We start from the raw sequence: 20320 nt of genomic DNA, 5'->3' as shown, positions 1-20320 counted from the left end.
CCAAGGCGGAGGGCGACCGGGACCCCGTACCTCTAACCGCAGCCGGACCCGCTCACGTACGGTTGACGCATGACGAGCATCGGTGGTGCCGAGATGGTCGACTGGAATCTCGCGGTGGCAACCGCGACACGGCTCGTACGTCCGGGCCCCGAGGTGAGCCGCGACGAGGCCAGAGAGGTCGTCGCGGAGCTGCGGCGGCACGCGAAAGCCTCGGAGGGGCACGTCCGGGCCTTCACCCGGATGGGTACGGAGGACACCCACGACACCCCCATCCTCGTCGTGGACCGCCCCGGCTGGGTGCGGGCGAACGTCGCAGGGTTCCGGGAGGTCCTGAAGCCTCTGCTGGACAAGATGCAGGAGCGGCGGGGGAGCACCCCGGGCGGAGCCGTCCTCGGCGCCGTCGGCGGCAAGGTCACCGGCGTGGAGCTGGGCATGCTCCTGTCGTTCCTGTCGTCGAGGGTCCTCGGCCAGTACGAGACCTTCGCCCCGGCGACGCGTGAGCTGCCCGCCGGGGGCCCCTCTGATTCCCCGAGCGGCGGCGGCAGGCTCCTCCTGGTCGCGCCGAACATCGTGCATGTGGAGCGCGAACTCGACGTACAGCCCCACGACTTCCGCCTCTGGGTGTGCCTGCACGAGGAGACGCACCGCACCCAGTTCACGGCCGTGCCCTGGCTGCGGGCCCACCTGGAGGGCGAAATCCAGTCGTTCCTGGGGGAGACCGAGGTCGACCCCATGACAGTCCTCGAACGTATTCGCGAAGCCGCCCAGTCGCTGGCCGGTGGACGGCCCGAGGGCGAGGAGGACGACGGCGGCCGCTCGCTCGTCGAGATCGTGCAGACGCCCGCCCAGCGGGAGATCCTCGGCCGGCTGACCGCCGTGATGTCGCTCCTGGAAGGCCACGCGGACTTCGTGATGGACGGCGTCGGTCCTGACGTCGTGGCGTCCGTCGCCGAGATCCGCGAGAAGTTCCAGCAGCGCCGTGCCAAGGGGGCCTCCCGCCTGGACCTGGCCCTGCGCAAGCTGCTTGGTTTGGATGCCAAACTGAGGCAGTACAAGGACGGCGAGCGGTTCGTGCGGGCGGTCGTCGAGGAGGTCGGCATGGACGGGTTCAACCGTGTGTGGACTTCCCCGAACACCCTCCCGACCAAGACGGAGATCGCCAAACCGGCGGACTGGGTCGCGCGGGTGCATCGCAAGACAGAGTCGTGAACCTTACGTGGGGGTCGTGAAGCGAATCCGGCCGACGGCAGGCAAACGCCCCTCCAATCACCCGTCCGAGGGACCGTGGGGCATGCGTAGGCGTGCAATGCTCGGGGAACGGCCCGGTTCTGTCACCATCTACACACTCTGAGTGACCGATACCGGGTTAACCCCCCGAAAACTTCATGAAGGGAACCGGACATGGGTCCCCATCCTGCGGTCGCGGCGATACGCCTGGCGGTTCGCCGCGTACTCCACGACATCCTCACCGAGCACACGCCCGCCCCCGACACCAGGCGCACGCCCGCCGCGGACACCGCGCGCCCGTCCGCCGCCGAGCGCGTACCCGCTCCTGGTACCAGGCGCTCGCCCGCCCCCGACACCCCTCCGGCACCCCCGCACGAGCCGAGGCCACTGGTGCTCGTCGCGTGCTCCGGCGGCGCCGACTCGATGGCGCTCGCCTCGGCCCTCGCCTTCGAAGCCCCCAAACTCGGCATCCGCGCCGGCGGCATCACCGTTGACCACGGTCTCCAGCCCGGCTCCGACGTGCGCGCCGACGAGGTCGTCCTGCGCCTCACCGAACTGGGGCTGAACCCGGCCGAATCCGTCGCCGTCACCGTGGGCCGCGAAGGCGGGCCCGAGGCCGCCGCCCGTGACGCCCGGTACTCCGCCCTGGACGCCGCCGCCGAACGCCATGGCGCCACCGCGATCCTGCTCGGCCACACCCGCGACGACCAGGCCGAAACCGTCCTGCTCGGCCTCGCCCGCGGCTCCGGCATCCGCTCCCTGTCGGGAATGGCGGCTGTTTCCGGGGGCCCGGGGGCCGCCCGCCGTTACCGGCGCCCGTTCCTGTTCCTGGACCGGCAGACCGCTCGCAAGGCCTGCATGGTCCAGTCGCTGCCCGTCTGGGACGACCCGCACAACGCCGATCCGGCCTACACTCGCTCCCGGCTGCGCCACGAGGGCCTGCCCGCCCTGGAGAAGGCGCTCGGCAAGGGAGTCGTCGAGGCGCTCGCCCGTACCGCCCAGCTCTCCCGCGACGACGCCGACGCCCTCGACGCCTGGGCCAGCCAGGCAGAGGCCTCCGTACGGGACGCAGCGGGCCTCCTGGAGTGCGCCAAGCTCTACGCCCTGCCGCCCGCCGTACGCCGCCGCATCCTGCGCCGTGCCGCCATCGAGGCGGGCGCCCCGGCCGGTTCGCTGTTCGCCCGGCACATCGAGGAAGTCGACCGACTGATCACCGGCTGGCGCGGCCAGGGAGCCATCAATCTCCCGGGCAAGGTCGTCGCCCAGCGCCAGGGTGGCAGACTGGTGATTCGGCAAGGCTGAATCCGGACCCTCGACCGGGACCGCTCACGCGGTTCCCCGGGGCCCTCTCACGCGGGTCGCGAGCGGTTCCAGCGGCCGCCGGAAAAGTTCGGACGGACGACCGAAAGTGATGCGGGTGGACGCGAAAGACATGGGCACCGACCTCAAGTCGGTGCTCATCACCAAGGAAGAGATCGACGCCAAGCTGGTTGAACTGGCCGCGAAGATCGACGCGGAGTACGCGGGCAAGGACCTGCTGATCGTCGGTGTCCTCAAGGGTGCCGTGATGGTCATGGCGGACCTGGCACGTGCGCTGTCCACCCCCGTCACCATGGACTGGATGGCGGTGTCGTCGTACGGCGCGGGCACCCAGTCCTCCGGTGTGGTGCGGATCCTCAAGGACCTCGACACCGACATCAAGGGCAAGCACGTCCTGATCGTCGAGGACATCATCGACTCCGGGCTGACCCTGTCCTGGCTGATCTCCAACCTCGGCTCGCGTGAGCCCGCCTCCCTCAAGGTGTGCACCCTGCTGCGCAAGCCGGACGCGGCGAAGGTCGCGATCGACGTGGAGTGGGTCGGCTTCGACATCCCGAACGAGTTCGTCATCGGCTACGGCCTCGACTACGCGGAGAAGTACCGCAACCTCCCGTTCGTCGGTACGCTCGCGCCTCATGTGTACGGCGGCTAGCACAGCCGTGTAAGACGACCGGGAACCCCAGCGGGGTTCGCGCCGTTGGAGCATGCGTAGACGGGATTGCCAGTAGTCCCCTGCGGCTTCGGGTGACAATGCTGGGGTACCGTCCGAAGAACAGTTTTTAAAAGTCTTTATCAATCTCACTATGGCAGGAGGGACGGGGCGTCACCGCTCCGTATGGATGGACGTGAAGCGATACTTCCGTGGGCCGGTCATGTGGATCGTGCTGGCCGTCCTTGCCGTGGTCGTGTTGATGCAGGTCGTCGGCTCGTCCGGCGGCTATAAGACAGTGGACACCGGCCAGGTCGTCCAGGCGATCAATGACAACAAGGTCGAGTCGGCCAAGATCACCACCGGCGACGAGCAGATCATCAAGGTCTCTCTCAAGGATGGCGAGAAGGTCGAAGGCAGCTCCCAGATTCAGGCGAGCTACATCGGCAACCAGGGCGTGGCCCTGGCTGACAGTCTCCAGAACAAGTTCCAGAACAAGCAGATCCCGGACGGCTACACCGTCTCGCCGTCCAAGCAGAACCCGTTCCTGGGCATCCTGCTGTCTCTGCTGCCGTTCGTCCTCATCGTCGTCGTCTTCCTGTTCCTGATGAATCAGATGCAGGGCGGCGGCTCCCGGGTCATGAACTTCGGGAAGTCCAAGGCGAAGCTCATCACCAAGGACACCCCGAAGACGACGTTCGCCGATGTGGCGGGCTCGGACGAGGCGGTCGAGGAACTCCACGAGATCAAGGAGTTCCTCCAGGAGCCGGCGAAGTTCCAGGCCGTCGGGGCGAAGATCCCCAAGGGCGTGCTCCTCTACGGGCCTCCTGGAACCGGTAAGACGCTGCTCGCGCGTGCTGTCGCGGGTGAGGCCGGCGTCCCCTTCTACTCGATCTCGGGTTCCGACTTCGTCGAGATGTTCGTCGGTGTCGGTGCCTCCCGAGTCCGTGACCTGTTCGAGCAGGCCAAGGCGAACGCTCCGGCGATCGTCTTCGTCGACGAGATCGACGCGGTCGGCCGTCATCGCGGCGCCGGCCTCGGCGGCGGTCACGACGAGCGCGAGCAGACTCTCAACCAGCTGCTCGTCGAGATGGACGGCTTCGACGTGAAGGGCGGCGTCATCCTGATCGCCGCCACGAACCGGCCCGACATCCTCGACCCGGCCCTCCTGCGCCCCGGCCGCTTCGACCGCCAGATCGCGGTCGACCGCCCGGACATGCAGGGCCGTCTGGAGATCCTCAAGGTTCACCAGAAGGGCAAGCCGGTCGCCCCCGGCGTCGATCTGAGTGCGGTCGCCCGGCGTACACCGGGCTTCACCGGCGCGGACCTGTCGAACGTGCTGAACGAAGCTGCGCTGCTCACCGCGCGCAACAACGGCAAGCTGATCGACAACGACATGCTGGACGAGGCGATCGACCGTGTGGTCGCGGGCCCGCAGAAGCGGACCCGGATCATGTCGGACAAAGAGAAGAAGATCACCGCGTACCACGAGGGCGGCCACGCCCTGGTCGCGGCGGCGTCTCCGAACTCCGACCCGGTCCACAAGATCACGATCCTGTCGCGTGGCCGTGCCCTCGGCTACACGATGGTCCTGCCGGACGAGGACAGGTACTCCACGACCCGCAACGAGATGCTCGACCAGCTGGCATACATGCTGGGCGGGCGCGCGGCCGAGGAACTCGTCTTCCACGACCCGACCACGGGCGCTGCGAACGACATCGAGAAGGCCACAGCCACGGCCCGCGCGATGGTCACGCAGTACGGCATGACCGAGCGTCTTGGCGCGATCAAGTTCGGCGGCGACAACACCGAGCCCTTCCTGGGCCGGGAGATGTCGCACCCGCGTGACTACTCGGAAGAGGTCGCCGCGCTCGTCGACGAAGAGGTCAAGAAGCTCATCGAGAACGCGCACAACGAGGCCTGGGAAATCCTGGTCGAGAACCGCGACGTCCTCGACGCGCTGGTGCTCCAGCTGCTGGAGAAGGAGACGCTGAGCAAGGAGCAGATCGCCGAGGTCTTCACTCCCCTCGTGAAGCGCCCGGCCCGCCCCGCGTGGACCGGCTCCTCCCGGCGTACTCCGTCCACCCGCCCGCCGGTGCTCTCCCCCAAGGAGCTGTCACTGACGAACGGGGCGAACGGCGCGACGCCGGCCATCGCCAAGGCGACGGAGTCCGTCCCCGCGACGGAAGCGGTCCCGGAGGAGCGACCCGAGAGCTGACCTTCTCGGTTCCCGGTGGCCTCACCAGGCCCGGAATGGATGCCGCGCCCCCCAGGTTCTAGCCTGGGGGGCGCGGCATTTCGGTATGCCCGTACGTTCGACGCGTCGACCCGCACGCGTGAGAGGCACAGGAACGAGGACCCACATGACCGACCCCGTGACGCTGGACGGCGAGGGCGTGATCGGCGAGTTCGACGAGAAGCGAGCCGAGAACGCCATACGAGAGCTCCTCATCGCGGTCGGCGAGGACCCGGACCGTGAGGGCCTGCGGGAGACACCGGGGCGGGTGGCGCGGGCGTACCGGGAGATATTCGCGGGCCTGTGGCAGCAGCCGGAGGACGTACTGACGACGACGTTCGACCTCGGGCACGACGAGATGGTCCTCGTGAAGGACATCGAGGTGTTCAGTACATGTGAACACCACCTGGTGCCGTTCCGGGGTGTTGCGCACGTCGGATACATTCCGGCCACCAGCGGCAAGATCACGGGTCTGTCCAAGCTGGCGCGGCTGGTCGACGTCTATGCCCGGCGGCCGCAGGTGCAGGAGCGGCTGACGACGCAGATCGCCGACTCGCTGATGGGGATCCTGGAGCCGCGCGGTGTGATCGTGGTCGTCGAGTGCGAGCACATGTGCATGTCGATGCGCGGTATCCGCAAGCCCGGCGCCAAGACGATCACGTCGGCGGTGCGCGGCCAGCTGCGGGACGCGGCGACGCGCAATGAGGCGATGAGCCTCATCATGGCGCGCTAGGACTGCGCTGGGCCCTGTCGCAGCCCGAGGCTCCGACGCCGGCCCGCCGTCTCGCGGTCACACCGCCGGAGCCGTGCCGCCGTTCTCGTCGTCGTCCTCCGGGAGTTTGCAGACGCGCTCGAGGAAGAAGGCGGCCGCTATGACGCCGATTCCGGCGAGGACCGAGAAGCCGGCGTAGATGGCCTGGTCGCGGCGGGCGGGGATGTCCAGGGATTCGAGCAGGAACGCGCCCGTGCCGCCGTACATACCGGAGACCAGGGCGGCGACCAGGGCGCTGGCCTGGCCGAAGACGACGGCGCGGGCCGCCATCAGGGGATCGACTCCCTTTGCGCCGGGGCGGCGCTCGCGCTGGGCCTTGAGGCGGGCGCGCAGCGAGAGCGCCGTGGCCAGCAGGACGACCGCGATCAGGGCCAGGACGATGGGGGCGGCCAGCGGGACCGAGGGGAGCGTGCCCACCGAGTTCCACAGGCGGGCACCTGCCCAGGACAGCGCTCCGGCGATGACGAACACCGCGGCCAGCGTCCTGATGCGCAGCTCTTTCACTCAGTTCCCCTCGCGATCACATGTCCCGGTTGCCACAGGTATCGGCCGGGGGGCCGGGGGTTGTCCCCTGGGAAGCCCGGGAAGACGCAGCCACAATGCCCCTTCGGTCAACCGCCTGGTGGTCGTCCTGACCTTAACGACTACTCGGGCAGCCGGAGTTCCAGGTCCGCGCGGGGCGCGACTCCGTCTCGGGTGACCGTCGCGAGGAGCTGGGCCACGGGGCCGCGGCCGGGGAGCTGTGCCTCGGGTTCCACGTCGTGCCAGGGGGCGAGGACGAAGGCCCGCTCGTGGGCGCGCGGGTGAGGGAGGGTCAGGACCGGGTCGTCGGAGACCACATCGGCGTACGACACGATGTCCACGTCGATCGTGCGCGGGCCCCAGTGGTCCTCGCGTACTCGGTGGAAGGCCTCTTCGACCGCGTGTGCCCGCTCCAGGAGGGACGAGGGGGGCAAGGTCGTCCTGAGGACCACCACCGCGTTGAAGTACGTCGGCTGGCTTTCCGGGGCGACGCCCCAGGGCTCTGTCTCGTAGACCGGGGAGACCGCTTTGATGCGGACGCCGGGGGTGTCCTCCAGGGCGTCGATGGCGCCCTGGAGGGTCTCCAGGCGGTTGCCCAGGTTCGAACCGAGGGAGATCACCGCTCGCCTCGGGTTCTGCAGCGTCGTGTCGGCAGCGTCCACCTGCTGCGTCACGGAGGCGGGCACCGGCTGTACGGTCGGGTCGCTCTGACCCTCGGTGAAGAAGGCGGTCATGCTCGGCTCCGGATGATGGTGACGGTCACGTCGTCGAAGGGCACCGTGATCGGCGCGTCCGGTTTGTGGACGCAGACCTCGACCTCCTGGACCCCGTCGTGCTTCAGGCACGTCTGGGCGATGCGCTCGGCCAGCGTCTCGATGAGATCGACGGGCTCGCCCTCGACGACGGCCACGACCTCCTCCGCCACGACGCCATAGTGCACGGTCTTCGCCAGGTCGTCGTCGGCCGCGGCCGCCCGGGTGTCCAGGCCCAGCGTCAGGTCCACGATGAAGGTCTGGCCCTCTTCTCGCTCCCTGGCGAAGACGCCATGGTGCCCGCGGGCCTTGAGGCCGCGCAGCGCGACACGATCCACGCGAATCACTCCTGCAATCGTCGGTAGGGGCAGGTATGTACCGAGTGCGGTCGGCACACCGGCCTCAAACGAATCTACCTGCGGGCACTGACAGTCTTCGTCCGTGGGGGCGCGCGCCCGGTCGGCGGTCATGAGGCTTCATCGGACGTTTCCCTTGGGGAACACGGCGGCTCACGGGTTGATAGCCGCCCCTACCCAGGGGTACGTGATTCCAACCACGCCCTGGTGCTCGCGGACCGCCTACCCACTCAACCGGGGGTGTCCTCGTCTCAGCCGGGAGTTTCCTCGTCCTCTTCCTCGCCCGACTCGGCGAGGACGGGGGAGGCGTGGTGCGACCAGAGTTTCCAGCCGTAGGCCGTGCGGCGGAACACGTTCGTGGCGACGACCAGCTGGCCGACGAGCGGGCCGAGCTCGTCGCTGTCGTCGGGGGCCGGCCCGCCGCTGAGGATGTTCTCGGTGCAGGTGACCAGTGCCGTGTCGCCGACGACGGAGACGTGGACGTCGGTGAGGAAGAACTGGATGTACTCGGTGTTCGCCATGATCAGCGCATAGGAACGCAGCACCTCGCCGCGCCCGTTGAGGACGGGCCAGCCGGGGTGGACGCAGGAGACCCCCGGGCCCTCGTCCTCGGGCCCTGCCTCGACGACCTCGTCGGCCGTGTCCAGCGGGGCCAGCCAGAGCGACGACAGCTCTTCGAAGTCGCCCTGCTCCAATGCCTCGTAGAAGGCGGTGTTGGCGAGTTCGACCTGCTCGACGTCGGTGCGGGGGGTGCTCACCGGGCTCCTTCTACGGCCCTCGCGACGCGTACGGCGTCGGCGGTGGCCCGGACCTCGTGGACACGGACCGCCCACGCGCCCTGGTGGGCGGCGAGGGCGGAGACGGCGGCGGTGGCGGCGTCGCGCTCACGCGCGGGCGGCGGGGCGCCTTCCGGGCCCGCCAGTACGCGGCCCAGGAACCGCTTGCGGGATGCGGCGACCAGCAAGGGGTGGCCGAGTTCGCGCAGGCGGTCGAGGTGGGCCAGGAGCAGCAGATCGTGCTCGGAGTCCTTGGAGAAGCCGAGGCCCGGGTCGACGACGATCTTCTCGGGGGCGATGCCGCCGGCCAGTACGGCCTCCACGCGTGCGTGCAGCTCGTCGACGACTTCGGAGACGACGTCCTCGTAGACCCCCTTCACGTTTCCGCCGTCCAGGAAACCGCGCCAGTGCATGACCACGAAGGGGGCGCCCGTCGCCGCGACGGCCGGGATCATCGCGGGGTCGGCGAGGCCGCCGCTGACGTCGTTGACGAGGACGGCGCCCGCGGCGAGCGACTGCTTGGCGACGCTGGCACGCATGGTGTCCACGGAGACGGTGACGCCCTCGGAGGCGAGCTCCCGGACGACGGGGATGACACGCTTGAGCTCTTCGGCCTCGTCGACGCGGCTGGCGCCGGGGCGGGTGGACTCGCCGCCGACGTCCACGAGGTCGGCGCCCTCGGAGACCAGGCCGAGGCCGTGCTTGACGGCGGCCGTCGTGTCGAACCAGCGGCCTCCGTCGGAGAAGGAATCGGGGGTCACGTTCACGACTCCCATGACCGCGCAGCGGTCCCACGTCGGCAGTCCCGCGACTTGGCCGCGCCCGCGCTCAATGCTCATGCGTCCAGCCTAGGCCTCTGGCAGCGGGCGGTTTCGCCCCTGTGGACAGGGGTTGCTTCCGGTGGGCGGGTGCGGGGCGCCCCGGGCGGGGGAGAAACGGGCCGCGAAGCGGCCGAAAGACCCCGCCCAAGGTGACCTGTACCCGCCCACCGGCTCGCCCGGGTCATGGGGCCGCCGTCCTACGCCGTCCGTACCCTGCGCTCCGCCACCGCGTGCGCGCAGGGACGCGGAGCAGCCCTCCTGCGGCGCAGCAGGCGTGGCAGGGCGAGGCTGACGAAGCCCTCCGCCTGCATGGCGGCGAGGCCGATGCGAGGGAGGTCGCGGGAGGAGCCGTAGACGACGAAGCGGGGCTCCCAGCGCGGGCGGAACTTGGCGTTGAACTTGTACAGGGACTCGATCTGGAACCAGCGCGACAGGAAGACCAGCAGGCTCCGCCAGACGCGCAGCACGGGCCCCGCGCCGATCTTCTCGCCGCGCGCGAGCGCCGAGCGGAACATCGCGAAGTTCAGCGAGACCCGCTTGATTCCGAGGCGGGGGGCAGCCTGGAGCGCGGCCACGATGAGGAGTTCGTTCATACCGGGGTCGGCGGAGCGGTCGCGCCGCATGAGGTCCAGTGACACGCCGTCCGTGCCCCACGGGACGAAGTGGAGGACGGCCTTCAGGTCGCCGTACGGGCCGGGTTCGGCGTACGGGCCGGGTTCGGCGTACGAGACGGGTTCGGCGTACGGGCCACGCTCCGCGCCGGTGTACGGCCGCGCGTCGGTCTTGTGGGCGGTGGCGATCAGGCAGTCCCCGTCGGCCGGGTCGCCGACGCGGCCGAGCGCCATGGAGAAGCCGCGTTCGGTGTCCGTGCCGCGCCAGTCCTCCGTGGCGCGCCGGATCCGCTCCAGCTCACCCTCGCTCAGGTCGCGGACGCGCCGTACGCGGGTCTCGTAACCGGCTCTTTCGATGCGTTTCACCATCTGGCGCACGTTCCGCATCGTGCGCCCGGAGAGGGAGAAATCCGTGACGTCCACCACCGCCTCGTCTCCCAGTTCGAGGGCGTCGAGGCCCGTCTCGCGGGTCCACACCTCGCCACCGGTCTCGGAGCAGCCCATGACGGCGGGCGTCCAGGAGTGCGCCCTGGCCTCGTCCATGAAGCGTTCGATGGCGCCGGGCCAGGCCTCCACGTCGCCGACGGGGTCGCCGCTCGCCAGCATCACTCCCGATACGACGCGGTACGTCACCGCCGCCTTGCCGCTCGGCGAGAAGACGACGGCCTTGTCGCGGCGGAGCGCGAAGTGGCCGAGCGAGTCGCGGCCGCCGTGCTTCTCCAGGAGGGCGCGCAGGCGGGTCTCGTCGTCCTGGGTGAGCCGGGCGGCCGGGTGTTCGGGGCGGAAGGCGAGGTAGATCGTGGTGACCGCGGTCAGCAGGCCGAGCGCGCCGAGCGAGACGGCGACCGTCCAGGAGGTGGGGCCCGTGTAGTCGAGGGGCCCTTCGAAGCCGAACAGGCCGTACAGGACGTGGGTGATGCGGTCGGCCAGGCTCGGGTCGCCGATCAGCCGGTTCGCGTGGACGCTGACGATGACCAGTCCGAGGACGAGCGAACCGGCGCCCATGAGAACGAAGTTGGCGAGCGCGCGCCAGCGGCTGCGCGGATCCGGCAGGGCGGCGAACTCGTCACGGTGGCGCAGCAGCGGTGCGAGCAGAGCCAGCGAGATGACGACGCCGATGAGCGAGTGCCGGTAGTCGAACTGCGCGCCCGCGCCTGCGGGGAGCAGGGCGACGGCGGCGCGCCACGCCCGGCGTTTGCGGCGGCGCAGCCCGTGGGCGAGCAGCAGCAGGAGTACGCCGGTGCTGAGCGACAGCGCGGCGGCGAACGGGCCGAGCGCGCCCGGCAGTACCTCGGCGGCGGTGTGCATACGGCTGTGCCTGAAGCGCGGGAAGACCCCGGCGGCGATGTCCAGGAGCCCCACCAGCGTGCAGGCCCTGGCGATCAGGGCGGGCACGGCGTCGGGACGCGGACCACGGACCAGCGAGCCACGGACTATGCGTAGCGTGCGCTCCATTCGGCCCGGAACCCCACCCGACATTTCACCCTCTACCCTGACAGACATCGCACCCTGTGGTTCTGCGAGAGACCTTGGTTTCCGGTGCCATTCCGGCATCCGGCGACATTGCGCCCTCTAGGACGGTGTCTTGGGGGGCCAGGTTCACTCCTCACCGGAAAGCCGGATCAAAAGGCAGGAAAAGTGCCGGGCAGGCCCTCGCGAAGGTGTGGGGTGGGCCCGGGACGGAAAGCGCGGGAAGAACAGCCCATGGGTCTCACGAGTAACAACGTGCTGGTGTCGGCGGTCGTGCTCGCCGTGCTGCTGTTCGTCGGCACGGTGTGGCTGTGGCCGCGGCTGGCACGGCGCAACTGGCGGGCCGTCAGCGGACGGATCGGCCTGTTGCTGACCACCCAGGTGGTGGTCTTCGCCTCGGTCGGCCTCTGCGCCAACCAGGCGTTCGGCTTCTACGCCGGCTGGGCCGACCTCTTCGGCCAGGAGAACGGCGAGGGCGTGGTCGTCGACCACGACGGCCCGGGCGGCGGTCCCCTCCAACTGGTCGACACCCAGGAGGTGAAGGTGGCGGGCGGTTCCCGGCCACGGGTCGGTGGGCAGATCCAGAAGATCGACATCGTGGGCCGTACGACACGCATCGCGACTCCGGCGTACGTCTATCTGCCTCCGGAGTACTTCCAGTCGCGGTATCGGACCCGCACCTTCCCGGCCGCCACGGTCCTCACCGGATACCCGGGAACTGCCGAGGCACTGATCAAGGGCCTGCATTACCCGCAGACGGCCCATGAGTTGGCCAGGGACGGCGCAATGCAGCCGATGATCCTGGTCATGCTGCGGCCGACCGTCGCACCTCCACGCGATACCGAGTGCGTGGACATACCGGGTGGCCCGCAGACCGAGTCGTTCTTCGCCAGGGATCTCCCCGACGCCGTATCGGCCCACTACAGGGTGGGCGAAAAACCCGGCAGCTGGGGCATCATCGGCGACTCCACGGGCGGCTATTGCGCTCTGAAACTCGCCATCCACCACCCCGAGGTGTACGCGGCGGGGGCGGGTCTGTCGGCGTACTACAAGGCGCCGATCGACCCCACGACGGGCGACCTCTTCCACGGGAACACGGAGTTGCGGAACAGCGCCGACCTGCGGTGGTACCTCAAGCACAGGCTCGCGCCCGACACCTCACTGCTCGTCAGCAGCAGCAAGGTGGGCGAGGCCGACTACCAGGACACGTTGCAGTTCATAGAGCTGGTGAAGTCGAAGAGGCCCACCCGGATCTCGTCGATCATCCTCGACAGCGGCGGTCACAACTTCAACACCTGGCGGCGCGAAATCCCGCGGACGCTGGAGTGGATGAGCGGGCGGCTGAGCGACCGCTGAACCGGCGGCCGTTCAAATCGGTCTCCGGTCGAATGCACGCCGACGTTCGGGATACACAGCGACGTTCACGGAATTTCTCACCGTGGAGAAAACCATGGAGAAAAGGGGCGAAGGGCTTGATCAAGTAAGGGGGCGGGTGTCCACAGGGGCTGCAGAGTCGTGTGGAGGCTGCGAGCTGGCTGTGTTTTTACCGGGCGGGGCACCAAGATTCGCCTACGCGCGGTAAGTTTCTGGCCATGCCACGTGGACGTCACCGTCATTCGCCGCCTCTGCACAGGCTGCTGCCTCCGTCGGCGATAGCCGGCGTCTCGCTCGTCTGCGCCGTGGGGCCCTGGGTGTCCACGGAGTCGATGGTGCTCCGCGGGCTGGCCGCGGGTGCGGCGCTGACGGCGGTCCTCGGCGCGGTCGTCATGCGCCGCTGGGACTGGTCCGCGGGCAAACAGGTCGCTGACCTCGAGCGCGCGCGAGTGAGCGACGAGTGGCGTTTCGAGGAGCGCGTCGCCGAACTGGAGACCGACCTCGACGAGTCGCGCGAGCTGCGGGTCAAGCTGGAGCACAAGCTGCGCGCGAAGCGGACCGAGTTGGCGGGCCTGCGCAACGAACACGCGGCGCTGCTGCGGCGGTACGCCACGGCCGAGACGGAGCGGGCGACCGCCCTTGAGGGGCGCCGGCTGCTCGAGATAGAGACGACGGAGCCGGCTCGCGAGCTGCCTGCCGCGCTGACGGCTTCGGAGGAGCCGGAGGATTCTGAGGCGACTGAATCGTCCGAGGTGCTTGAGGAGCTTGAGGCTCTTGATGCGGCTGAGGCTTCTGAGGCGGTTGCCGGCGGACCGGACGCCGACGATGCCGTCGACGCCGGCGAGGCAGCCGAGGGCCAGGTCGAGGAGAGCCGGAGCGACGAGGACCAGGGCGACGAGGACCAGGGTGAGACGGATGCGTCGAATTCCCCCGAGGTCTTCTCCCCGACCGGCTCGTCGCTCTTCCTGCGGGCCAACGCGGCGCTGAACCGGATCGCGAACGGCGCCCCGGAGGCCGACAACGACCCGGAACCGGACGGATCGACGCCGAGCGAGTCGGTGCACGACGGTTCGACGGACGCTGAGGCGGAAGCCAGGGCCGAGGCGGAGACCGGGGCGAGTGCGTCCGACGGCACCGCGGCGGAGGAGGGTGAGGCAGCGGGGAAGCCCGAGGCGGTCGGCGGACATGAGCGCGCGGCCGCCGAGGCGAAGCCTTCTCCGTCGTCGCGTGCGCAGGCTTTGCCCGCCGAGGTGAAGCCCTCCCCGTCGCCGTCTGTGCAGGCTCTGCCTGCCGAGGTGAAGCCTTCTCCGTCGCCGTCTGTGCAGGCCCTGCCCGCCAAGGCGAAGCCCTCCCCGTCATCTCCTGCGCAGGCCCCGCCCTCGGCGTCGCCCCAGAGCGTGGATTCGACAGACCGCTCGCAGCCGTCGACGCCTCCGGACCGGCCGACGCCTCCGGACCGCCCGGCCCCCTCGAAGCCGGTGAAGCCCGTCAAGCCGGTGAAGCCCGCCCCGTCCGCCGGGCACTTCACCGTGCCGACCGCGGTGGCCGTCGTACCGGCCGCGCCCGTGCGGCGTCCGTCGGTCGAGGGTGGCTTCGACTTCTTCGGTACGCAGACGGAGTCCCCGGACACGATGCAGGCCGTGCAGAACGAGGACCTCGCGGACGTGGTCGGCGAGGAGGCGCTCGCCCTGCACAAGGCCGAGGCCGAGGCCGGCTTCAAGCCCGCTGACGAGGAGACCCGTGGCGTCGCCCAGGTCATCGACCTGACCGTCCATGACGAGACCGAGCGGATCGACGTGGCGGAGCTGCGAAGCGCGGTTTCCTGAGAGACAACGGCGGTCCTTCGACGTGAGGGTGGGCGGTGGCGCACAAGCCACCGCCCACCCTCACGTCGTAGGACAACTCACGCCATCCACCGGTCCGGCCGGGCCTCCCGCCGCCCCGTGCGTGACCGGTCGGCCTGGGACTGAAGCAGTTCCGCCGCCTCGGAGGCGTCCCGCAGGCGCGCCGTCACCGTCTTGTTGGCCCCCGTGTCCACATGAACGTCGGCGAGCCCCTTGAAGCGGGCCCAGGGCCCCTGCTCCAGCCGTACGCTCTGGACCTTCGCGTGGGGCACGAGCGCGAGGCTGCGGCGCAGCAGCCCGTGGCGGGCCACGAAGACGGTGTCGGTGACCGCGAGTCCGTACCCCCGCCACCAGAACGGCATGCACCATCCGGCCCGGCGCGGTGGCCGTGACAGGGCCGGCACCGTCACCCCCGGCAGTACCCGCGCGATCATCGCCTCGGCGACCTCGCGCGGAGCGACCGGCACGAGCACGGAGTTCGAGGACCCGGCCACGTCCAGCTCCACCCGCACCCAGTCGCGCCGCCGCCACAGCAGTGGTTCGACGATCCGTACGGTCTGCACGCGTCCCGGCGGCACCGTCTCGTGCGTACGGTCCAGGAGCCCGTGGTCGATCCGGAGCCCGTCCGGCGATTCGCCCACCGTCCAGTCGTACTCGCTGACGAACCGACCCAGGCTGCTCGCACCCGCCGCGCCGAGCAGTGGCAGCGCGGTCGCGAGGACCGTCCACACGCTGTGGGTGGCCAGCCACAGCAGCGACGGTACGACGAGCGCGGCGGCCAGCGTTCCCCAGGTGGCGCCGGTGAGTACGAGGGAGACGGCGAGCTTGCCCGCCGGCACGTGCAGCAGCTGCCGTACGGGCGCTTCGCCGACCTCGTGCGCGGTCTCGGGGGCGAAACCGGCCGCGCGGGCGAGCAGTTCGGCGCGCAGAGTGCGGGCCTCCGCCTCGCCCAGATAGGCCAGTTCGTCCTTCTTGTCCGTCCCGATGACGTCGAGTTTGAGCTTGGTGACGCCCGCGACGCGCGCCAGCAGGGGCTGGGTGACATCGACGGCCTGGAGCCGGTCGAGCCGGATGTGCGCGGTGCGCCGGAACAACAGGCCAGTACGGATGCGCAGTTCGGTGTCGGTCACCGCGAAGTGGGTGAACCACCAGGTCAGAAAGCCGTAGAGGGTGCCGCCCAGGACGGCCGCGGCGAACCCGAGGAGGAGCGTGGTGGTGGCGAGTTTGGTCAGTTGCTCCTGTGCCTGGTTGGGGTCGTGCACGGCCCATCCGGCGACCACCGCGATCGGCGCCCAGGCGCGCCGCAGGGGCGTCACGGGGTGCAGGCGCCGCTCGATGAGCGGTTTCCCGTCCGCTATGTCCTTGCCGGCGTCCAGAGGCGCCGTGGGCGGCGTCGTCACAGCCCTGCCGATCGTGCCTCGCCCAGCTCGGTGAGCCGGTCGCGCAGACGCTCGGCCTCGGCCGGGTCGAGGCCGGGGATGCGCGCGTCGGTCGCCGCGGCCGCCGTGTGCAGCTGCACGCTCGCGAGCCCGAAGTGCCGCTCGACGGGCCCTGAGGTCACCTCGACCAACTGCATCCGGCCGTACGGCACCACGGTCTCCTCGCGCCACAGCACACCCTTGCTGATCAGCAGGTCGTCCACGCGCTCGGCGTACCGCCAGGACTGCCAGTTGCGCCCCAGCATTCGCCAGCCCCACGCCAGCAGGGCCAGCGGCAGGACGGCGAAGGCGGCCCAGACGGGCCCGGCGAACATCCCGAGCAGCAAACCCACCGCGATGGTCAGCAGCCCCAGCCACACCACCAGCAGCAGGCGCCGCATCCGCAGCAGCCCGTTGGGCAGCCCGGTCCAGACCGGCTCGGTCGCCGTGTTTCCGGTGGTCTCCATGCTCCCCGTCTCCATGTGGCAAGCGTACGTACGAGACACTGTGCCCATGACTCCCACGACGGAGACCATGGTCGGCATCGGCGGCGCCGCGGAGAGCACCGACATGGTGCTCAACATCGGGCCCCAGCACCCGTCCACGCACGGTGTGCTGCGGTTGAAGCTCGTGCTTGACGGCGAGCGGATCCAGCGCGCGGAGCCGGTCATCGGCTATATGCACCGCGGCGCGGAGAAGCTCTTCGAGGCACGCGACTACCGCCAGATCATCATGCTCGCCAACCGCCACGACTGGCTGTCCGCCTTCGCCAACGAGCTGGGCGTGGTCCTCGCCGTCGAGCGGATGCTCGGCATGGAGGTCCCCCAGCGCGCGGTGTGGACACGCACACTGCTCGCGGAGCTGAACCGTGTCCTGAACCACCTGATGTTCCTGGGCTCGTACCCCCTGGAGCTGGGCGGAATCACGCCGATCTTCTACGCCTTCACAGAGCGCGAAGAACTCCAGCAGGTCATGGAGGAGGTCTCCGGCGGGCGCATGCACTACATGTTCAACCGGGTCGGCGGCCTCAAGGAGGACCTTCCGGCGGGCTGGACGGGACGCGCGCGTGACGCCGTCACCGCCCTGCGCTCGCGGATGAGCGTGTACGACGACCTGGTGCTCGGCAACGAGATCTTCAGGGGGCGTACGCGGGGCGTGGGGGAGCTCACGCCGGCGGCCGTGCACTCGTACGGCGTGAGCGGGCCGATCGCACGCGCCTCCGGGGTCGACTTCGACCTCCGCCGGGACGAGCCGTATCTCGCGTACGGGGAACTCCAGGACACCCTGAAGGTGGTCACCCGTCAGGAGGGCGACTGTCTGGCCCGCTTCGAGTGCCTCCTGGAGCAGACCCACAACGCGCTGGACCTCGCGGACGCCTGCCTCGACCGGCTCGCGGACCTTCCGCCGGGCCCGATCAACCAGCGGCTGCCCAAGGTCCTGAAGGCGCCCGAGGGCCACACGTACGCCTGGACCGAGAATCCCCTCGGCATCAACGGCTACTACCTGGTCAGCAAGGGCGAGAAGACCCCGTACCGGCTGAAGCTGCGCTCGGCCTCGTTCAACAACATCCAGGCGCTCACCGAACTGCTGCCGGGCACGCTGGTCTCGGACATGGTGGCGATCCTGGGGTCACTGTTCTTCGTGGTCGGGGACATCGACAAGTAGGGCTCGATCGAGAAGGCGGGTTCGATCGAGAAGTCGGGTTCCATCGTCGAGCCCGACCGGCTGGAGCAGCCAGCCGAAGTCGCCCAGGCCGCCGGGCGCGGTCAGTTCGGCCGCCGCGCCGGCGCTCGCGAGGGCGCGCACGTACGCGGCGGGGTCTGTGGACGCGAGGGCGAGCGCTGGGCGTGCGCCGCTCACACCCAGCGCGCGCAGCGCGTCCCGCTGGGTCACCACGCGCCCCCCGGGCAGCGCGCACGCATCCAGCGCCACATGCGCGGTGATGTCGCAGGAGCCGTCCGGGACGGGCACCGTCTCCCGCCCCTCCCGGAAGCCGGTGAGGGTCCCGAACGGTGGCCGCGCGCCGACGGTGTGTGCGTAGTCGACGGCCACGGCGAGACCCCGTCCGAGGGAGGCGACGGCGGAGGCCCAGGCGACATCCCTGGGTAGCCCGATTTCGGCACGGGCGCCTTCGGATGGCATGCGGGCTCCTTCGAACGGCATGCGGGCGCCTTCGGACGGCACGCAGGCTCCTTCGGAGGACAGTGGCCACCACTTCCGCAGCCATTCCGCTTCCGCTTCCGCTTCCGCACCCGTTTCAGGATCCGTTTCCGCTTCCGCGACGGCCTTCCCGAGGCGTTCGGTCCCGTCCCGGCGTACGAGAACCCGGCGCGCCACGCCCTCCGAGTCCACCTCGGCGACCTCCACGGGCACGTTGTCCAGCCATTCGTTGGCGAACAGCAGCCCGGTGACGCCCTTCGGAGGCTCCGCGAGCCACTCGATCCGGTGATCAAGACCGGCGGGGCGGTCGGCGCGTTCGACGGCGTACCCGCGCGCGCGGGAGGCCACTTCGGCGGGGAGTGCGGCGAGGACGGCGGTCACGAGCTCGCCGCGGCCCGCCGCCATGTCGACGAAGGCGAGCGAGGAGGGGTGGTCCAGCACCTCGTCGACCTGGCACAGCAGCCGGGCCACGGCACCCGCGAAGAGCGGCGAGGCGTGCACCGAGGTGCGGAAGTGGCCCGCGGGCCCCTCGGGCCTGCGGTAGAAGCCGCCGGGGCCGTACAGGGCTTCCTCCGTCGCCTCGCGCCAGCCCCGGAACCCGTCCGTTTCCTCACGTCTCACGGAGTCAGGCTAAGCGGCGGGGACCCCCGGGCCTCCACCTTGGGGAGTACGCGCGGCGGTTGCGGATCGATCCTCCGGTTGACCCCTGCACACTGCACGCTTCCCTACTCTGGGTTACGTGCAGCGCCTCTATGACTTCCTCCGCAGGCACCCGACGTGGGTCGACAGCTTCTGGGCTGTCGTCCTGCTCGGGATCACCGGCGTGAATCTCAGCAGTGTCGCGGGGGCCCGGGAGAACTACCACGGGTCGCCCGAGGTGGCCCTCCCGATCGCCGTCGTCCTGTGCCTGGCCGTCGCGCTGCGCCGCCGGATGCCCGAGAAGATGCTGCTCCTGGTCGCCGCGATGGGTGTCGTACAGCTGGCCGCCGATACGGAGGTGATGGCGGCCGACTTCGCGATGCTGGTGATCATCTACACCGTCGCCGCGGACGGCGCCCGCTGGGCCTCCCGCTTCGCGCTGACCGGCGGTCTGGCCGCGGGAACCATCTCGCAGATCCGCTGGCCCCAGACGCACACGAGCGCGCTGGGCATTGTCCTGATAGCCGTCTTCCAGACGGTGCCCTTCGCGCTCGCCTGGGTGCTCGGCGACTCCATCCGCACCCGCCGCGCCTACCTCGCCCAGCTGGAGGAGCGCGCCGCCCGCCTGGAGAAGGAGCGCGAGGCGCAGTCCAAGGTCGCGGTCGCCGCCGAGCGCGCCCGGATCGCCCGCGAACTGCACGACGTCGTCGCGCACAACGTCTCGGTGATGGTGGTCCAGGCCGACGGCGCCGCGTACGTCATGGACACCGCCCCGGAACAGGCCAGGAAGGCCCTGGAGACCATCTCGGGAACCGGCCGCCAGGCCCTCGCCGAGATGCGCCGCCTGCTCGGCGTACTGCGCACCGGTGAGCACCAGGAAAGCGGCGAGTACGTGCCGCAGCCCGACGTCGAGCAGCTCGACGACCTCATCGCGCAGTGCCGTACCTCGGGCCTCCCCGTCGACTTCAAGGTGGAGGGCACCCCGCGCCCCCTCCCCAGCGGCGTCGAACTCACGGCGTACCGCATCGTGCAGGAGGCGCTCACCAACACGCGCAAGCACGGCGGCCCGAACACGGGCGCCAGCGTGCGCCTGGTCTACTTCGACGACGGCCTCGGACTGCTCGTCGAGGACGACGGCAAGGGCGCACCCCACGAGCTGTACGAGGAGGGGGGCGCCGACGGCCAGGGACACGGCCTGATCGGTATGCGGGAGCGCGTCGGTATGGTCGGCGGCACCCTGGACGCGGGGCCGCGTCCCGGCGGCGGCTTCCGCATCAGCGCCCTGCTCCCGCTCAAGCCCGCTCACTGACACCTGTAGCCCCCCTCAGCGACCCCCTGCTGACCTTGACCTTGACCTTGATTTTGACCCTGAT

The 20320-nt window shown here is 70.0% G+C and carries 18 protein-coding genes; 9 read left to right on the top strand and 9 right to left on the bottom strand.

Features of this window, described 5'->3' with window-relative positions; all coding sequences use genetic code 11:
- Window positions 1–69: 69 nt before the first annotated feature.
- The 5 genes from AB0N66_RS06515 (at window position 70) to folE (ending at window position 6165) form a co-directional block, all read left to right on the top strand.
- Window positions 70–1209, top strand: a complete 1140-nt coding sequence (locus AB0N66_RS06515; protein ID WP_365429632.1) for a zinc-dependent metalloprotease — start codon at window positions 70–72, stop codon at window positions 1207–1209.
- 192 nt (window positions 1210–1401) lie between these two features.
- Window positions 1402–2529: a tRNA lysidine(34) synthetase TilS gene (gene tilS, locus AB0N66_RS06510; RefSeq protein ID WP_365429630.1), complete on the top strand. Its 1128-nt coding sequence runs from the start codon at window positions 1402–1404 to the stop codon at window positions 2527–2529.
- 109 nt (window positions 2530–2638) lie between these two features.
- Entirely contained in the window at window positions 2639–3199 is a 561-nt protein-coding gene (gene hpt, locus AB0N66_RS06505; RefSeq protein WP_261704688.1) for a hypoxanthine phosphoribosyltransferase, read from the top strand.
- A gap of 187 nt (window positions 3200–3386) precedes the next feature.
- On the top strand, window positions 3387–5414 hold the full coding sequence (ftsH, locus tag AB0N66_RS06500; protein WP_365429628.1) for an ATP-dependent zinc metalloprotease FtsH: 2028 nt from the start codon (window positions 3387–3389) through the stop codon (window positions 5412–5414).
- Window positions 5415–5559: 145 nt separating this feature from the next.
- Window positions 5560–6165: a GTP cyclohydrolase I FolE gene (gene folE, locus AB0N66_RS06495; protein WP_365429626.1), complete on the top strand. Its 606-nt coding sequence runs from the start codon at window positions 5560–5562 to the stop codon at window positions 6163–6165.
- 57 nt (window positions 6166–6222) lie between these two features.
- Here folE and AB0N66_RS06490 read toward each other — a convergent pair whose 3' ends face one another.
- From AB0N66_RS06490 to AB0N66_RS06465, 6 genes are all read right to left on the bottom strand, one after another.
- A complete protein-coding gene (locus AB0N66_RS06490; protein ID WP_365429624.1) occupies window positions 6223–6708 on the bottom strand; it encodes a DUF3180 domain-containing protein in 486 nt (161 codons plus the stop codon).
- 140 nt (window positions 6709–6848) lie between these two features.
- Window positions 6849–7460, bottom strand: a complete 612-nt coding sequence (folK, locus tag AB0N66_RS06485) for a 2-amino-4-hydroxy-6-hydroxymethyldihydropteridine diphosphokinase (protein ID WP_365429622.1) — start codon at window positions 7458–7460, stop codon at window positions 6849–6851.
- On the bottom strand, window positions 7457–7816 hold the full coding sequence (folB, locus tag AB0N66_RS06480) for a dihydroneopterin aldolase (RefSeq protein WP_365429620.1): 360 nt from the start codon (window positions 7814–7816) through the stop codon (window positions 7457–7459). Before folB ends, folK begins: the two co-directional genes overlap by 4 nt.
- Window positions 7817–8085: 269 nt before the next feature.
- A complete protein-coding gene (locus tag AB0N66_RS06475) occupies window positions 8086–8592 on the bottom strand; it encodes a nuclear transport factor 2 family protein (RefSeq protein ID WP_365429618.1) in 507 nt (168 codons plus the stop codon).
- Window positions 8589–9449, bottom strand: a complete 861-nt coding sequence (folP, locus tag AB0N66_RS06470) for a dihydropteroate synthase (protein WP_365429616.1) — start codon at window positions 9447–9449, stop codon at window positions 8589–8591. Before folP ends, AB0N66_RS06475 begins: the two co-directional genes overlap by 4 nt.
- A gap of 179 nt (window positions 9450–9628) precedes the next feature.
- Window positions 9629–11521, bottom strand: a complete 1893-nt coding sequence (locus AB0N66_RS06465; RefSeq protein ID WP_365429614.1) for a phosphatidylglycerol lysyltransferase domain-containing protein — start codon at window positions 11519–11521, stop codon at window positions 9629–9631.
- A 225-nt stretch (window positions 11522–11746) separates the two neighbouring features.
- Here AB0N66_RS06465 and AB0N66_RS06460 point away from each other — a divergent pair, with 225 nt between their 5' ends.
- A complete protein-coding gene (locus AB0N66_RS06460; protein ID WP_365429612.1) occupies window positions 11747–12868 on the top strand; it encodes an alpha/beta hydrolase-fold protein in 1122 nt (373 codons plus the stop codon).
- Window positions 12869–13104: 236 nt separating this feature from the next.
- Complete coding sequence (locus tag AB0N66_RS06455) at window positions 13105–14712, top strand: hypothetical protein (protein ID WP_365429610.1); 1608 nt, start codon at window positions 13105–13107, stop codon at window positions 14710–14712.
- A gap of 77 nt (window positions 14713–14789) precedes the next feature.
- Here AB0N66_RS06455 and AB0N66_RS06450 read toward each other — a convergent pair whose 3' ends face one another.
- Window positions 14790–16130: a PH domain-containing protein gene (locus AB0N66_RS06450; protein WP_365429608.1), complete on the bottom strand. Its 1341-nt coding sequence runs from the start codon at window positions 16128–16130 to the stop codon at window positions 14790–14792.
- The gene (locus AB0N66_RS06445; protein ID WP_365429606.1) at window positions 16127–16630 is read right to left on the bottom strand and encodes a PH domain-containing protein; all 504 of its coding nucleotides are present in this window, start codon (window positions 16628–16630) and stop codon (window positions 16127–16129) included. Before AB0N66_RS06445 ends, AB0N66_RS06450 begins: the two co-directional genes overlap by 4 nt.
- Before the next feature lie 31 nt (window positions 16631–16661).
- Here AB0N66_RS06445 and AB0N66_RS06440 point away from each other — a divergent pair, with 31 nt between their 5' ends.
- Window positions 16662–17813 carry an NADH-quinone oxidoreductase subunit D gene (locus AB0N66_RS06440; RefSeq protein ID WP_365429604.1) on the top strand — a complete coding sequence of 384 codons (1152 nt, stop codon included), beginning with the start codon at window positions 16662–16664 and terminating at the stop codon, window positions 17811–17813.
- On the opposite strand, the gene AB0N66_RS06435 is transcribed toward AB0N66_RS06440, so the two are convergent.
- Window positions 17778–18929, bottom strand: coding sequence for an SAM-dependent methyltransferase (locus tag AB0N66_RS06435; protein WP_365429602.1), 1152 nt, complete (start codon window positions 18927–18929; stop codon window positions 17778–17780). The genes AB0N66_RS06440 and AB0N66_RS06435 overlap by 36 nt on opposite strands.
- A 118-nt stretch (window positions 18930–19047) precedes the next feature.
- Here AB0N66_RS06435 and AB0N66_RS06430 point away from each other — a divergent pair, with 118 nt between their 5' ends.
- On the top strand, window positions 19048–20256 hold the full coding sequence (locus AB0N66_RS06430; protein WP_365429600.1) for a sensor histidine kinase: 1209 nt from the start codon (window positions 19048–19050) through the stop codon (window positions 20254–20256).
- The last annotated feature ends 64 nt before the right edge of the window (window positions 20257–20320 follow it).

This window comes from Streptomyces sp. NPDC093544 (genome assembly GCF_040683495.1).
Taxonomy (GTDB): Bacteria; Actinomycetota; Actinomycetes; order Streptomycetales; family Streptomycetaceae; genus Streptomyces.
This window is presented reverse-complemented; position numbering and strand designations above follow the sequence as displayed.

Bases quoted from the DNA above. Each gene is read 5' to 3' on its own strand.
- AB0N66_RS06515 (WP_365429632.1), top strand. From the start codon at position 70: ATGACGAGCATCGGTGGTGCCGAGATGGTCGACTGGAATCTCGCGGTG.
- tilS (WP_365429630.1), top strand. From the start codon at position 1,402: ATGGGTCCCCATCCTGCGGTCGCGGCGATACGCCTGGCGGTTCGCCGC.
- hpt (WP_261704688.1), top strand. From the start codon at position 2,639: ATGCGGGTGGACGCGAAAGACATGGGCACCGACCTCAAGTCGGTGCTC.
- ftsH (WP_365429628.1), top strand. From the start codon at position 3,387: ATGGACGTGAAGCGATACTTCCGTGGGCCGGTCATGTGGATCGTGCTG.
- folE (WP_365429626.1), top strand. From the start codon at position 5,560: ATGACCGACCCCGTGACGCTGGACGGCGAGGGCGTGATCGGCGAGTTC.
- folK (WP_365429622.1), bottom strand. From the start codon at position 7,460: ATGACCGCCTTCTTCACCGAGGGTCAGAGCGACCCGACCGTACAGCCG.
- folP (WP_365429616.1), bottom strand. From the start codon at position 9,449: ATGAGCATTGAGCGCGGGCGCGGCCAAGTCGCGGGACTGCCGACGTGG.
- AB0N66_RS06465 (WP_365429614.1), bottom strand. From the start codon at position 11,521: ATGTCGGGTGGGGTTCCGGGCCGAATGGAGCGCACGCTACGCATAGTC.
- AB0N66_RS06460 (WP_365429612.1), top strand. From the start codon at position 11,747: ATGGGTCTCACGAGTAACAACGTGCTGGTGTCGGCGGTCGTGCTCGCC.
- AB0N66_RS06455 (WP_365429610.1), top strand. From the start codon at position 13,105: ATGCCACGTGGACGTCACCGTCATTCGCCGCCTCTGCACAGGCTGCTG.
- AB0N66_RS06445 (WP_365429606.1), bottom strand. From the start codon at position 16,630: ATGGAGACGGGGAGCATGGAGACCACCGGAAACACGGCGACCGAGCCG.
- AB0N66_RS06440 (WP_365429604.1), top strand. From the start codon at position 16,662: ATGACTCCCACGACGGAGACCATGGTCGGCATCGGCGGCGCCGCGGAG.